The sequence below is a fragment of the Arsenophonus sp. ENCA genome (genome assembly GCF_002287155.1).
Lineage (GTDB): Bacteria > Pseudomonadota > Gammaproteobacteria > Enterobacterales > Enterobacteriaceae > Arsenophonus > Arsenophonus nilaparvatae.
On record NZ_NHNG01000778.1, the window covers coordinates 1 to 13,215 of the forward strand.

The 13,215-nt window shown below is 38.5% G+C and carries 12 protein-coding genes, 1 tRNA gene, 1 other RNA gene and 2 pseudogenes; 9 read left to right on the forward strand and 7 right to left on the reverse strand.

What is annotated here, in order from left to right; translation table 11 throughout:
- Positions 1-115 precede the first annotated feature (115 nt).
- A pseudogene (locus CBG25_RS20135) lies at positions 116-499 on the forward strand (L-aspartate oxidase); the annotation flags it as partial.
- Between the two features lie 241 nt (positions 500-740).
- Positions 741-2,054, forward strand: coding sequence for an ATP-dependent RNA helicase SrmB (srmB, locus tag CBG25_RS20140; protein WP_290608869.1), 1,314 nt, complete (start codon positions 741-743; stop codon positions 2,052-2,054).
- A gap of 71 nt (positions 2,055-2,125) precedes the next feature.
- On the opposite strand, the gene grcA is transcribed toward srmB, so the two are convergent.
- Entirely contained in the window at positions 2,126-2,509 is a 384-nt protein-coding gene (grcA, locus tag CBG25_RS20145) for an autonomous glycyl radical cofactor GrcA (RefSeq protein WP_290608871.1), read from the reverse strand.
- A gap of 334 nt (positions 2,510-2,843) precedes the next feature.
- Between grcA and ung the strand changes: the two genes are divergently transcribed.
- Positions 2,844-3,527, forward strand: coding sequence for a uracil-DNA glycosylase (ung, locus tag CBG25_RS20150; RefSeq protein ID WP_290608873.1), 684 nt, complete (start codon positions 2,844-2,846; stop codon positions 3,525-3,527).
- Between the two features lie 38 nt (positions 3,528-3,565).
- Here the strand turns inward: ung and grpE are convergent, their stop codons facing one another.
- The gene (grpE, locus tag CBG25_RS20155; RefSeq protein WP_290608874.1) at positions 3,566-4,174 is read right to left on the reverse strand and encodes a nucleotide exchange factor GrpE; all 609 of its coding nucleotides are present in this window, start codon (positions 4,172-4,174) and stop codon (positions 3,566-3,568) included.
- A 107-nt stretch (positions 4,175-4,281) separates the two neighbouring features.
- Here grpE and nadK point away from each other — a divergent pair, with 107 nt between their 5' ends.
- The 3 genes from nadK (at position 4,282) to bamE (ending at position 7,402) form a co-directional block, all read left to right on the forward strand.
- Positions 4,282-5,181 carry an NAD(+) kinase gene (gene nadK, locus CBG25_RS20160; protein WP_290608875.1) on the forward strand — a complete coding sequence of 300 codons (900 nt, stop codon included), beginning with the start codon at positions 4,282-4,284 and terminating at the stop codon, positions 5,179-5,181.
- 86 nt (positions 5,182-5,267) lie between these two features.
- Positions 5,268-6,929 (forward strand): DNA repair protein RecN, encoded by a 1,662-nt coding sequence (recN, locus tag CBG25_RS20165; RefSeq protein WP_290608876.1) that lies wholly within the window; start codon positions 5,268-5,270, stop codon positions 6,927-6,929.
- 113 nt (positions 6,930-7,042) lie between these two features.
- Positions 7,043-7,402 carry an outer membrane protein assembly factor BamE gene (gene bamE, locus CBG25_RS20170; protein WP_290608877.1) on the forward strand — a complete coding sequence of 120 codons (360 nt, stop codon included), beginning with the start codon at positions 7,043-7,045 and terminating at the stop codon, positions 7,400-7,402.
- 103 nt (positions 7,403-7,505) lie between these two features.
- Here the strand turns inward: bamE and CBG25_RS20175 are convergent, their stop codons facing one another.
- Together CBG25_RS20175 and CBG25_RS20180 are read right to left on the reverse strand one after the other, a co-directional pair.
- Positions 7,506-7,796, reverse strand: a complete 291-nt coding sequence (locus tag CBG25_RS20175) for an RnfH family protein (RefSeq protein WP_290608878.1) — start codon at positions 7,794-7,796, stop codon at positions 7,506-7,508.
- The gene (locus CBG25_RS20180) at positions 7,789-8,223 is read right to left on the reverse strand and encodes a type II toxin-antitoxin system RatA family toxin (protein ID WP_032114831.1); all 435 of its coding nucleotides are present in this window, start codon (positions 8,221-8,223) and stop codon (positions 7,789-7,791) included. Before CBG25_RS20180 ends, CBG25_RS20175 begins: the two co-directional genes overlap by 8 nt.
- Before the next feature lie 157 nt (positions 8,224-8,380).
- On the opposite strand from CBG25_RS20180, the gene smpB reads away from it, so the two are divergent.
- Together smpB and ssrA are read left to right on the forward strand one after the other, a co-directional pair.
- The gene (smpB, locus tag CBG25_RS20185) at positions 8,381-8,863 is read left to right on the forward strand and encodes an SsrA-binding protein SmpB (RefSeq protein WP_290608882.1); all 483 of its coding nucleotides are present in this window, start codon (positions 8,381-8,383) and stop codon (positions 8,861-8,863) included.
- Between the two features lie 57 nt (positions 8,864-8,920).
- Positions 8,921-9,283: a transfer-messenger RNA gene (gene ssrA / locus CBG25_RS20190) on the forward strand.
- Between the two features lie 289 nt (positions 9,284-9,572).
- Here ssrA and CBG25_RS20195 read toward each other — a convergent pair.
- Positions 9,573-9,645 (reverse strand) — tRNA-Lys (locus CBG25_RS20195).
- 302 nt (positions 9,646-9,947) lie between these two features.
- Here CBG25_RS20195 and CBG25_RS20200 point away from each other — a divergent pair.
- Positions 9,948-10,715, forward strand: coding sequence for a BRO family protein (locus CBG25_RS20200; RefSeq protein ID WP_290608884.1), 768 nt, complete (start codon positions 9,948-9,950; stop codon positions 10,713-10,715).
- A 140-nt stretch (positions 10,716-10,855) separates the two neighbouring features.
- Here CBG25_RS20200 and CBG25_RS20205 read toward each other — a convergent pair whose 3' ends face one another.
- Entirely contained in the window at positions 10,856-12,148 is a 1,293-nt protein-coding gene (locus tag CBG25_RS20205; protein WP_290608886.1) for a YadA-like family protein, read from the reverse strand.
- Positions 12,149-12,441: 293 nt separating this feature from the next.
- Positions 12,442-13,215 (reverse strand): annotated as a pseudogene (locus CBG25_RS20210) (hypothetical protein); the annotation flags it as partial.

The following is a 13,215-nucleotide window of genomic DNA, read 5'->3' on the forward strand; positions in this document are numbered from 1 at the left end:
CATAAACGATTATCTCGTAACAGCCGCTCTTTGTTGATCATTTCAAACCTTTATTCTCTAAGTTAAACCTCTTTTTATTCTCAATAGCGTGACAAAAAATGCAAGTCTCTATTCAGCAACTAGTTTATTATTAGAGTGTCTCGTCTATGGATGGTCTGCGGCAAAACAGATAAAACAACATATCGAACAAATTGATATGCCATCTACACTAGCCAAATGGAACGAAAATCAATGTCATAATTTAGATGAACAAGTTGTTATTCAACATAACTGGCATGAGTTAAGACTGTTCATGTGGGATTATATGGGAATTGTCAGAACGACCAAACGACTGACCCGCGCATTGCGGCGCATCCATTTACTACAACAAGAAATAGAGGAATACTATTCAAATTTCCGTTTATCAAATAATTTATTGGAACTCCGTAACCTTGTGCAAGTAGCTGAATTGATGATCCGCTGTGCGCTTGATCGTAAAGAGAGCTGTGGATTACATTAAACATTAGATTATCCGCAACAGCAACCAGATGCTAAACCGACTATTTTGACCCCATCAACTAAATAACTAGAGAAGGGAAAATAATTAATATTCTTTCATATATGACGGAGAAAATACTACCGAATTGCCATTAATTACTAATAATTATTTATATCATCACTCAAACATTCAACAAAACATTTTAATAGATGAACAATTTGGGCGTTCTGTTTATAATCCATTGCCTAACCAGAGGTATACAATGACTGCAACCAAATTTTCTGAACTTGAGTTAGACCAAAGTCTTCTCAATGCACTGGATGATAAAGGCTATGACCGCCCGACAGCCATTCAGCTTACAACTATCCCCGCCGCTATGGAAGGACGCGATATTTTAGCTTCATCGCCTACAGGAACAGGAAAAACTGCCGCTTACTTACTGCCGATGATCCAACATTTACTTGATTTTCCACGTAAACGATCTGGACCACCGCGTATTCTCATATTAGCGCCAACCCGTGAACTGGCAATGCAAGTAGCTGAACAAGCAAAAGAATTAGCCAAATACACCCATCTTGATATCGCAACCATTACTGGCGGAGTATCTTATATTAACCACTCTAAAATTTTTAGTGAAAACCAAGATATTGTGGTCGCAACCACAGGACGCTTACTACAGTATATCAAAGAAGAAAATTTTGATTGCCGGGCGATCGAAACGTTAATTTTAGATGAAGCTGATCGAATGCTTGATATGGGATTTGCCAACGACATTGAAACCATTGCCGGTGAAACACGCTGGCGCAAACAAACTATGCTATTTTCAGCAACACTAGCCGGTGATGTCATTCACGATTTTGCTAATCGATTACTGAACAATCCTTATGAAATTGATGCTGATCCTTCAAGGCGCGAACGAAAAAAGATCCAACAATACTATTACCGAGCTGATAACCTCGAACATAAAACTGGGCTACTTTGCCATCTTTTAAAACAACCCGATGCCACTAAATCTATTATCTTTGTCCGTAAACGCGAAAGAGCACATGAGTTAGTTCAATGGTTACAGCAAGCCAAAATAAAAACCTGGTTACTTGAAGGAGAAATGGTTCAAGCAAAGCGGACTGAAGCGGTTAAACGCCTAAATAGTGGGCAAATTAACGTCTTAGTCGCGACCGATGTTGCCTCACGTGGCCTTGATATTGACGATATTAGTCACGTATTCAATTTCGACTTACCGCGTACTGCTGATGTTTATCTGCATCGAATTGGTAGAACCGCACGCGCGGGGCGAAAGGGGATTGCAATTAGCTTAGTAGAAGCCCATGATCAACCGCTATTAGGTAAAATCAACCGTTATCTTAAAGAACCATTAAAAATACGCGTCATTGATAGTCTTCGACCCACCACCAAAGCACCGGCTGAAGGTTCACTACGTAAACCCAAACCATCGAAAAAAATTCAGCTAAAACGACAAGAAAAGAAAAAAATTGACCAACAAAAAAAGAAAAAAACCAAAGTACGCCATCGCGACAGTAAAAATATTGGCAAACGTCGTCAACCATCAGTAAAGTAAACTGATAACGACCAATAAGTATTTAACCCATTGATTTAATGAAATAAAAAAATTAATTGAGAACTATTTTATTATAAACTTTGTGTAAAAGTACGCGTAATAACATCGCGTTGCTGTTCAGGGGTTAAAGAATTAAAACGCACCGCATAGCCTGAAACACGAATGGTCAATTGAGGATATTTTTCTGGGTTTTCAATCGCATCTTCTAATGTTTCCCGAGTCAGAACATTAACATTTAAATGTTGTCCGCCTTTTACTGACACCTGCGGTTTAACCTCAAGGGGAATTTCGCGATATTCAAACGAACCTAACAACTCCTTGGCAACAATTTGTCCTTCATTAAAATCAGTTTTAGCGCAAATACAGCGAGCTTCATTTTTTTCGTCGTCTAATAACCAAAAGGAATTTAATAGTGCTGTATTAGCTGCCTTAGTAATCTGAATTCCAATAACCATGTCGACCTCCAAATTCGATCAAGATTGAAATAACAATTTGAAATTATTTTCAAATTGGCTATTTGCTATAACCATTATTTCTATAAAATATATATCAATTAAATATCAGCAATTCATTGACATTAATCAATAATTTTAAAGCGTTATTAATAATATTATCGACAGGTTACTGTTTTAAATCAATTTTTCATTTAAAAAAATTTATAATTTTTAGAAAATATTTTTAATATCAAAATATATAATGAAAAATAAGCGATTTCCGTTTTAAAATTTACCTCATATAACGTAGATGTTAAGTTAAACATGATATTAATCAAAACCTAAAGGAATGGTTATGCCCTATTTGCCCAGCTGGCACGATGTCATCGGCCTAGAAAAAGAACAAGATTACTTCCGTAACACCCTGGCTTATGTTGCCAAAGCACGTCAACATGGCACAACAATCTATCCACCACAAAAAGATGTCTTCAACGCTTTCCGTTACACCGAACTCAGCGAAGTAAAAGTTGTGATCCTAGGACAAGATCCATACCATGGACCGAATCAAGCGCACGGACTCTCGTTTTCAGTTCGGCCAGGTATTCCTGCACCGCCTTCACTGGTTAATATGTACAAAGAACTGGCAAAAGACATTGCCGATTTCCAATACCCCAATCATGGTTATCTCGTCAGTTGGGCACAACAAGGGGTATTATTATTAAACACGGTTTTAACCGTTGAACAAGGCAAAGCTCATTCTCACGCCCATCTTGGCTGGGAAACATTTACAGATAAGGTTATAGCGGCAATTAATCAACACCGTGCTGGCGTGGTTTTTTTATTGTGGGGATCTCATGCGCAGAAAAAAGGCCAATTTATCGATAACCAAAAACATTTTGTGCTTAAAGCGCCCCATCCTTCACCACTCTCGGCCCATAGAGGTTTCTTTGGATGCAGACATTTTTCCAAAACCAATGAAATACTCATAAAACAAGGATTAAGCCCGATAGACTGGACACCAATCATTCCAGAACAATAAACTAAATGCCACCACCATATGGGTGGCATTATTTCAGTTTATTTTGCTTTTGACACAATCACCATCGCCGGGCGTAGTAAGCGACCATTTAAAGTATAGCCTTTCTGCATAACATCAATAACTTGATTAGGTTCATGTTCTTCTGAATCGATCATGGTCATGGCTTGATGCAGTTCTGGATTGAAAGCAACATTCTTCTCCGCTACCACCTTAATACCGTATTTGCCAACAGTAGCTAAAAAAGATTTTAAAGTTAATTCAAGTCCTTCAAGCATTGACATCGATTCAGCATTTTCCCGATTAACAAGTTCGATTGCTCTTTCCAAATTATCAATAACGGGTAACAACTCATTGGCAAACCGCTCTAGGGAAAACTTATGTGCTTTTTCAACATCTTGCTCAGTACGGCGGCGAATATTTTCCACTTCAGCCTTAGCGCGTAACAACGCTTCACGCTCACGTTTTTGTGCTTCAAGCAACTGCTGCTCTAATTCAATAATGCGTGGATCAATTAATACTTCTTCAGTAGAACTCACTGGTTGTTCGGTCTCAATTGCTTGTTCTTTTGCCTCATTTTTTTGTGATTTTTTTAATTCTTTTTGTTTAGAGACTTGCTCATCATACACTTTATGATCTTTACTACTCATGAGTATCTCCACATTCTTTTTAGCATTAATCCAGATTATTAGCTTATTATGGGGATAAAAATTTGGGATTCAAGAGAACACGCCAACTTGATAAGAGGAAATAAACCATGCTGACCGGAAAAGCAGCAAAAAAGACATTATTTGAATATATTGGTATTGTTGGTCATCCTCGACATCCAGAGGCATTGGCAACTCATGAACAACTTTATAATTGGCTTCGAGCGCAAAAATATAAAGTTATTGTTGAACGACAAATTGCTCAACAGCTTAAACTAAAAAATGCCACCATTGGTGGATTAACAGAAATTGGTAAAACAGCTGATTTAATTATTGTTGTTGGCGGTGACGGTAATATGCTCGGCGCTGCTCGTGTTCTATCACGCTATGAAAATAAAGTTATTGGCATCAATCGCGGTAACCTTGGTTTTTTAACTGATCTTGGGCCAGATAACGCGCTACAACAGCTAACAGAAGTATTAGCTGGCCATTTCTATGAAGAACAACGCTTCTTACTGGAAACTCAAATCAGCAAAAAAAATCACAAACCTCGCATGAGTACGGCAATTAATGAGGTCATTTTACACCCCGGCAAAGTGGCTCACATGATTGAATTTGAAGTTTATATTGATGATCGCTTTGCCTTTTCTCAACGTTCCGATGGACTAATTATTACTACACCAACTGGCTCAACCGCTTATTCACTCTCTGCCGGTGGCCCGATACTCACTCCAAATCTTGAGGCTATCGCGCTAGTCCCTATGTTCCCTCACACCCTTTCATCGCGTCCATTAGTCATCAGCAGCGATAGTAGTATTAAATTAAAATTTAGACAAAAAAACATCAATTATGAAATCAGCTGTGACAGCCAAATTATTTTACCTATTCAAGATGATGATGAAGTATTAATCAAACGAAGTAATAAAAAACTTAATCTCATCCACCCAAAAGATTATAATTATTTCAATACATTAAGTTCAAAATTAGGCTGGTCAAAGAAAACCTTTTGATTTTTTTTAATTACTACTTTACTGTATAAAAAACTAGTTTATACTGTATTTATTAACAGTTGTGTTTTTACATACAGGAGAAGCACATGCTTATTCAATTAACCATCAATAATTTTGCCATTGTCCGCAAACTAGAAATTGATTTTCATCCTGGTATGAGTGCTATTACCGGTGAAACCGGGGCTGGCAAATCAATTGCAATTGATGCATTAGGTTTATGTTTAGGCAACCGAGCGGAAACCAATATTGTTCGCCCTGGTGCTTCTCGTACCGATATCTGTGCCTATTTTTCTCTTACTGATACTCCTTCAGCGCAAGATTGGCTTAAAAATTATCAGTTAGATAACCATAATGAATGCTTGCTACGCAGAACCATCACTGCTGATGGACGATCACGTGGTTTTATTAACGGCACAGCGGTTCCCTTATCACAATTGCGCAAACTAGGGACGTTACTTATTCAAATACATGGCCAGCACGCTCATCAATTATTATTAGATAATCAGCATCAAAAATTTCTGTTGGATACTTACGCTAACCAAACCACTCTCTTGGCTGAAATGAAATCGGCCTGGAAAAATTGGCATCAAAGTTGCCAAGAACTAACGAAATTTCAACAACAAGCAACTGAACGCCTGGCACGCCAACAACTTATTGAATATCATCTTAAAGAATTGGGTGAATTGATACCACAAGCTGATGAATATCAAAAATTAGAGCAAGAGTATAAACAGCTAGCAAATCGTGAACAATTTCTGTCCTTGAGTCAAAATGCATTACAAATTCTTAATGACAATGAGGAACAAAATATTATCAGTATGCTAAATCATGCAAAGCAAGAAATTAATGAGCTTGCTTCTGTTAGTAATCAATTCAGTCATTTACTTGATATGCTTGAAGAGGCATCGATCCAAATTAATGAAGTGAGTAATGAATTGCGTCATTATGGTGATCGAACGGAACTAGATTCTAGCCAACTATTCGAATTAGAACAACGCATCGCGAAATATGTCAATTTAGCCCGTAAACACCGGGTTGCGCCCGAATTATTGTTTGAATTACACCAACAACTACTGGCAGAACAAGAAAAACTAAATCAGCAGCAAGATGATTGTGACCACTTAACTAGTCAGGTCGAAGTTCAACATCAATATGCATTAGAAATAGCCGGCAAACTCCACCAAATACGGCAACAATATGCCAGTGAATTAAGTCAATTAATCACCAACAGTATGCATCAACTTTCAATGCCTCATGGCTATTTTACGGTTGATGTAAATTTTAATCCTGAGCATTTACAAATTGATGGAGCAAGCCAAGTAGAGTTCAACGTGACAACCAATCCTGGGCAACCACATCAAGCATTAATAAAAGTTGCTTCAGGTGGAGAACTTTCACGCATCGCGCTGGCCATACAAGTCATTACAGCCAAAAAAATGGATACTCCCGCACTTATTTTTGATGAAGTTGATGTGGGTATTAGCGGTGCTACCGCCGCAGTGGTTGGAAAATTGTTACGTGAATTAGGCAATTCAACTCAAGTTATGTGTGTTACCCATTTACCTCAAGTTGCAGCCTGTGGACATCACCATTTTTATGTGAGTAAACAGACCAATGGCTGTGAAACAGAAACACAAATGCAATTATTAGATAAAAAAACTCGCTTACAAGAGATTGCCCGTTTACTGGGTGGTAGTGAAGTAACAAAAAACATCCTGGCTAGCGCAAAAGATCTACTTGCTGCTTAAAAACATCCTCAACTTTATTGTATAGTATAGGTCATAGAAAAATGAGGAAAGGTTTTCAATTTCATCAATGTCGATTATTATCGATATTCTGACTCTTAAAGGAATATATGACCATGCGTTGTAAACTGTTAATTGCTGCTGCTATGTCTGTTGTTGTTTTAACAGCGGGTTGTTCTATAGCAGAACGGCTTGTTTACCGTCCTGACATTAATCAAGGCAACTATCTTTCTGCCAGTGATGTTGCAAAAATCCAAAAAGGAATGACGCAACAGCAAGTAGCCTATACATTAGGAACACCAATGCTAAAGGAACCGTTTGGCCAGCAAGTTTGGTATTATATTTTCCGTCAACAGCCTGGACATGAAAAAGTTAAACAGCAAATACTAACACTCACTTTTGATCGCAATGGGATTTTAGTTGACATTAAAAATAACGATACCTTAGCAGCACAAAAGGCATCAACACTTATGTAGATGCTACATCACGTTATTGATATTTATTTAAATAAATATTAATAGACTGCCAATTAGGCAACATTTAAATTGGCGGTCAACCTACCTCATTACAAACAGGTTATTAAGATTTTTGTTTGGCTTTTTCTGCCCGTTTACGACGTATCTCTTTCGGATCAGCAAGTAATGGACGATAAATTTCAACCCGATCACCATCAGATAAGATATCGGATAATTTAGCGGGTCGACTATAAATACCGACTTTATTTTTACTCAAATCAATGTCATCTCGAAGTGACAAAATACCTGATTGCATAATTGCCTCTTCAACACTCGAACCTTCTGCTAGCTTGACGTGCAACAGAAATTGCCTATCTGGCAATGCATAAACCACCTCAATATTTATTTCAACCACGATAAACCTCGTGAGCACGTTGAGTAAAAGCTTGCACCATATTTCCAGCCAGTTCTTTAAAAATCCGACCAAAAGCCAACTCAATCAATTTATTAGTAAATTCAAAATCAAGATATAATTCAACTTTACAGGCATTTTCATTTAAAGGTGTAAATAACCAATTACCCATTAATTTACGAAATGGCCCTTTTACCAACTGTATTTGAATACTCTTATTATCTTGCAATATATTATGGGTAATAAAAGTTTTACTAATACCCGCTTTAGCAACCTCAACCGACGCAGTCATTTCATTATTAACATGATTCAGCACCCGACTGCCCACACAACCTGGTAAAAATTGTGGATATGAATCTACATCATTAACTAAATTGTACATTTTCTCCGCACTATAAGGCACTAATGCAGATCGACTAATTTGCGGCATAACCATTCTCACCAAATAAATCAGAAACAATAATAACATTGATATACACTTAAATAAAAATTCTGCACGACAACTTAGTCTAATAAATGCTCACTTAACACCAAATAATAGATCCTTACCGTGCCATTTATTTATACATACAGTATAATCGCCAATTATGACAAAGAAAAAAGCACACAAGCCCGGTTCGGCAACGATTACGTTAAATAAAAGAGCACGCCATGAATACTTCATCAGTGAAGAAATTGAGGCGGGCTTAGCTTTGCAGGGTTGGGAAGTCAAAGCACTACGCGCAGGCAAAGCCAATATTAGCGACAGTTATGTTTTACTGAAAGAAGGTGAAGCTTATCTTTTTGGTGCAACAATTACCCCGCTAAATGTAGCCTCCTCCCATGTGGTTTGTGATCCAATGCGCACCCGAAAGTTATTGCTAAATCAGCGTGAACTAGATTCGCTATTTGGTAAAATCAATCGCGAAGGCCACACAGCGGTAGCATTATCCCTTTACTGGAAAAATGCCTGGTGTAAAGTCAAAATTGGTGTCGCCAAGGGTAAAAAGGAGCACGACAAGCGTTCTGACATTAAAGATCGCGAATGGAAGTTAGACAAAGCGAGAATTATGAAAAACGCAGGTCGATAATGACCTAAGTGCTAGCATTATTAAGTTTTTTTCTGATATAATTGAAGTAATCAACTTGGGGCTGATTCTGGATTCGACGGGATTTGCGAAACCCAAGGTGCATGCTGAGGGGCGGTTGGCCTCGTAAAAAGCCGCAAAAAATAGTCGCAAACGACGATAAATACGCACTGGCAGCTTAATAACCTGCGCAGAGCCCTCTCTCCCTAGCCTCCGCTCTTAGGACGGGGATCAAGAGAGGTCAAACCTAAAAGAGATCGCGTGGATGCCTAGCCTGGGGTTGAAGCGTTAAACTTAATCAGGCTAGTCTGTTAGTAGTGTGTCTGTCCACAGCTAGCTGGCGAATGTAAAGACTAGACTAAGCATGTAGTACCGAGGATGTAGAAATTTCGGACGCGGGTTCAACTCCCGCCAGCTCCACCAAATTTACCTGGTCAGTAGTAGGACAATAGTTTTAAAAACAGGAAGTTATAAAAATTAACCTGACTGCGATATGACAACAATAGGACTTAAAAGTGCACTTAAAATGCACGTGAAAGTTAGTTACTAAAAGTTAAAGAGTAAGACAATACCTATCTCGATAAATCACTCTACTCATGATAAACAGGTTGAGTCTTTTCGATGCAATGATAAGGAAATCAAAAAATGTGAGGAAATTCTTGTGCCGAGATGGAAGCTGCAACAAGAGAACGAGTGTGTGAACAACTAATGCTGGGCTATGCAGAGTTCGAACCTACGACCGATGGATTAAGAGTCCACTGCTCTACCAATTGAGCTAATAACCCATTACCACGCAATTATAACCACAAAATACCCATTGACGAAAGAAGAAATCATGCACTATAGTTTATCTGCATCTGCAAAATCAGGTGTCGGGTTTCACAGCCTGTTAGATACAACCGCGACAAATGCCCGCCGCGAGCGTGTTTTTTAATGTCGTAATCTAGCCACAATTCAATGGTGGGCTGGATGGGGCAGCTGGGAAGCTGGCCGGCGGTTACTCCGGTAAGACCAACTTCGTTCAGTTCACCACCATAGATTGGTCTCGAAGGTGGTGGTAAATCAAAGTAACCACTCGGAGGTCAAAATGGCACTTCCAAAACTGCACATCACTTCATTTTCTTTCGAAAACCATGAAATTAGAACCGTTATAATCAACGGTGAACCTTGGTTTATTGCTCAAGATATTTGTATTGCTCTACAAATCCAAAATGTCACTCAAGCTATTGAAAGATTAGACAATGATGAACGGTCTATGTTTAACATAGGGCGTCAAGGTAAGGCTAATATTATTTCCGAATCAGGAATGTACACTTTAGTATTACGTTGCCGTGATGCAGTCAAACAAGGAACGCTTCCTCATCGTTTCAGAAAATGGGTAACAAATGAAGTTCTTCCCTCAATCCGCAAAACAGGCAAATATGAGCATCCAAAATGCCAACCCGAAGCTCACGAAAAGTTTAGCAGCAAAGACACTCAAAATCTCGCCCGTATCATTGCCCTCATGACACAAAACTTTCGTTTTAGAGATGCATGGAATAATGCTATCTGGTATGCATTAAGAGAAGTCACTGGCATTCCTTCACCTTATCCAATGGAAGTCCGGCTAGTCCCTTCTATCGCTTTGGAATGTGAGCGTATCTGGCATGTAACGGAAGAGCTTCAGGATAAAATAGCCGATGCAGAGAAATTAGCAATTAAACAGATTATCCGCAAACGCGAAAATGCAGATAGAGTTATTGCTGAGATAGAAACTTTGTTATCTCAGGCTACACAGGATAACCAGCTAATGCTAAATGGTGCACTATCAAACTGGCATAAAGCGGAATTAACTCACTTCCTCCAGCGCTGCTAATAACATGCCCCTTTTTAAATACAATTGACAACGGAAAAGTCCACAGCATTTTTTCAGGGGACTGTTGTACAACTTAATAGCTGGAGGAACCTTGGCAAATCTTTTTATGCCAGGAATAACACAAATTCAATCTACAAAGATTACCATTCAAAATTAAATGACGCATTATACATCACATGATTACCGCCAGAATAAGCAACTCCTGCTTTAACCGCAGCATTTTCAGTAATACGATAGCCTGTACCAACTGCTAAAGCCTGAGAAGCTCCATATCCCCCAATACTTGCCGTGAAGTTCACTTTACCAACCCCATAAGGCTGGAAAAGTCCGGTGAGTGCTGCAGAGGTAGCCAGTCCTCGTTCGATTTTCGTGTTAGTTTTTGATAATCTATCCTCAAGATGATTTATCCGTGAGCTGTTCTTTTGTGCGAGTTGGCTAGCATAATTGGCAGTGGTTCTGACCGTGTTTAACTGAGAAACATTCACTGCATCACTGTTTCTTGCACCACTAGCCACACCGCTTATCACTCTGTCACCCTGCTTGCCAGAGACAAAAATTTGAGTACCTTTTAACGCCTCGCCAATATGCATTGTCCCATCGGAATCCTGAGTAACTTCCCCTTCTACCGATGACGCCTCTCTTTTTAGTCGTTCAACGATTGAATTAGCGGTGTTTTCATGCCCTTTTACCTTTATCAGGGCGTCATAAGCATTATCACGATGTCCTGTAGTTTCGGTTAATGCTTGATTAGCATCATTACGGTGTTTGACTATCGCATCGAATGCAGTCTTGGCCTCATCACGATGCTCTTCAGTTTTTGTTAGCGCCAACTTAGCATCAGTCATATGTTCCTGGCTGTTAGTTTTAGCTTTTAAAGCTGTCTTCTCGTGTTGAATTGTTTTGCTTTCTGAGGTTTCAGTATTATCCGCCGAACGCTTCGCTCTAACATTGTGGTTTTCTATCTCCTCTACTTTGCCGATTCTACTGTTTAATTTATTATCTATCTCCTGCTGCATTTGATAAAGATTGACAGCATCAGTGGGGTCAGTACCTGGAGCAATATGAGAGAGTTGACGAAATAAATATTTATTCTCAGAGCCTTTAGAGCCTTTAATAATATAACCTAATGATAATTCTTCAATTATAAGATTACTATCAACTATTCTACTAAAGGGCTGAGTTTCATCGTCGGAATGAAATGTCTCAACATACGGGTCAAAATCAATTTTAATTGAATCTGGAAGAAGTTTCAAAACTTTCTCTACTTCTGCAGAAAGCTCGTATGGTTTATTTGCCGTCACTTTTATGTCGGGGTGGCTTTTCTTTCTTACTTCCGCTACATGGCTATTTAACGCAAATGTGTTATCATAATCACCTTGAGCGTTTGCCAATGGGCTAAAAATAAGAAATAGCAAAAAAATTTTTTTATTCATTTTATCTTCTTATCTTCACTTTTTAATAAATTGAACCAAATAAGATTAATATGCAGCCATATGCTGCATCGGTATTTAGTTTTCCATGAGTCCAAAACAAAAATAAAATGAATTATTTCGATCGAATCGATCGAATTTTTAAAATAAAAAGTTGTTTACCCCACCATATCCCACATGATATGTTTCAAAAAATAACGAAATTTTTGAGTAGGAAGGAGGGAAGTCTTTGGGGTGTTCAATGTATCCGTTTTCAGATAAAAAATTTCTAGCGAAGGACTAGTGGCCGTTTTTTGTTAATACCACTGTGAATGAGCGGGCATCTGCACACGCACATCTAACCAAGTTGATGAAGGAATATCACACGGTTGACCATCGGTATAATAAACCGGATTATTATCGTTAAAGTTTTTGATGCGCCAGTTTTGGAAGTCTTTGGGCAAATGTGCATGTTGTCGGTGAAATGTTTGAATCTCGATGCTACCATTAGATAGAATTTTGTCTTTGACATAGATAAGTTCTAATCCGTTAATATTCTTAGGTATTGATACGCCACCATTCACACCCCAGGCACCGTCTGCGTTATAGCCCACGACAGCAGAAATAAAATATTTTCCAACTCCAGTTCGTTGGACATTGACGCCTTCCGATTCGTCGTTGGTTTCAAAGCTACCATCGGGATAGATTTTAACGATTGGAGATGCTCTTTTTAAGAAACCGTTAGCGTCGGCCATCATTTTCGGAATATCTGACACTAAAGCGAATATCCCGTTTTTATCTGGAAAATACATGGTTGCAACTAATTTGTTGTTACGTATAAAACCACGATCTTGTTGTATAGCGTATCCTAAACTATAACCTTTAGAAACACTCATACTTCCGCCGACGTTCACTAATGAATCAATATTAGAATCAATAGCATTTAATTCTGATGCAGTAATAGATTCAGTAGAAGACTTTTTCGCAAAGTTATCAACGCAAGCCTTTTGGCTAATAACTTTATCAGTTGCAGCGCCAACCTCTTGAGCAATATTAATCTTGTCAAGTTTGTTAGCTAAATCTTTACTTAT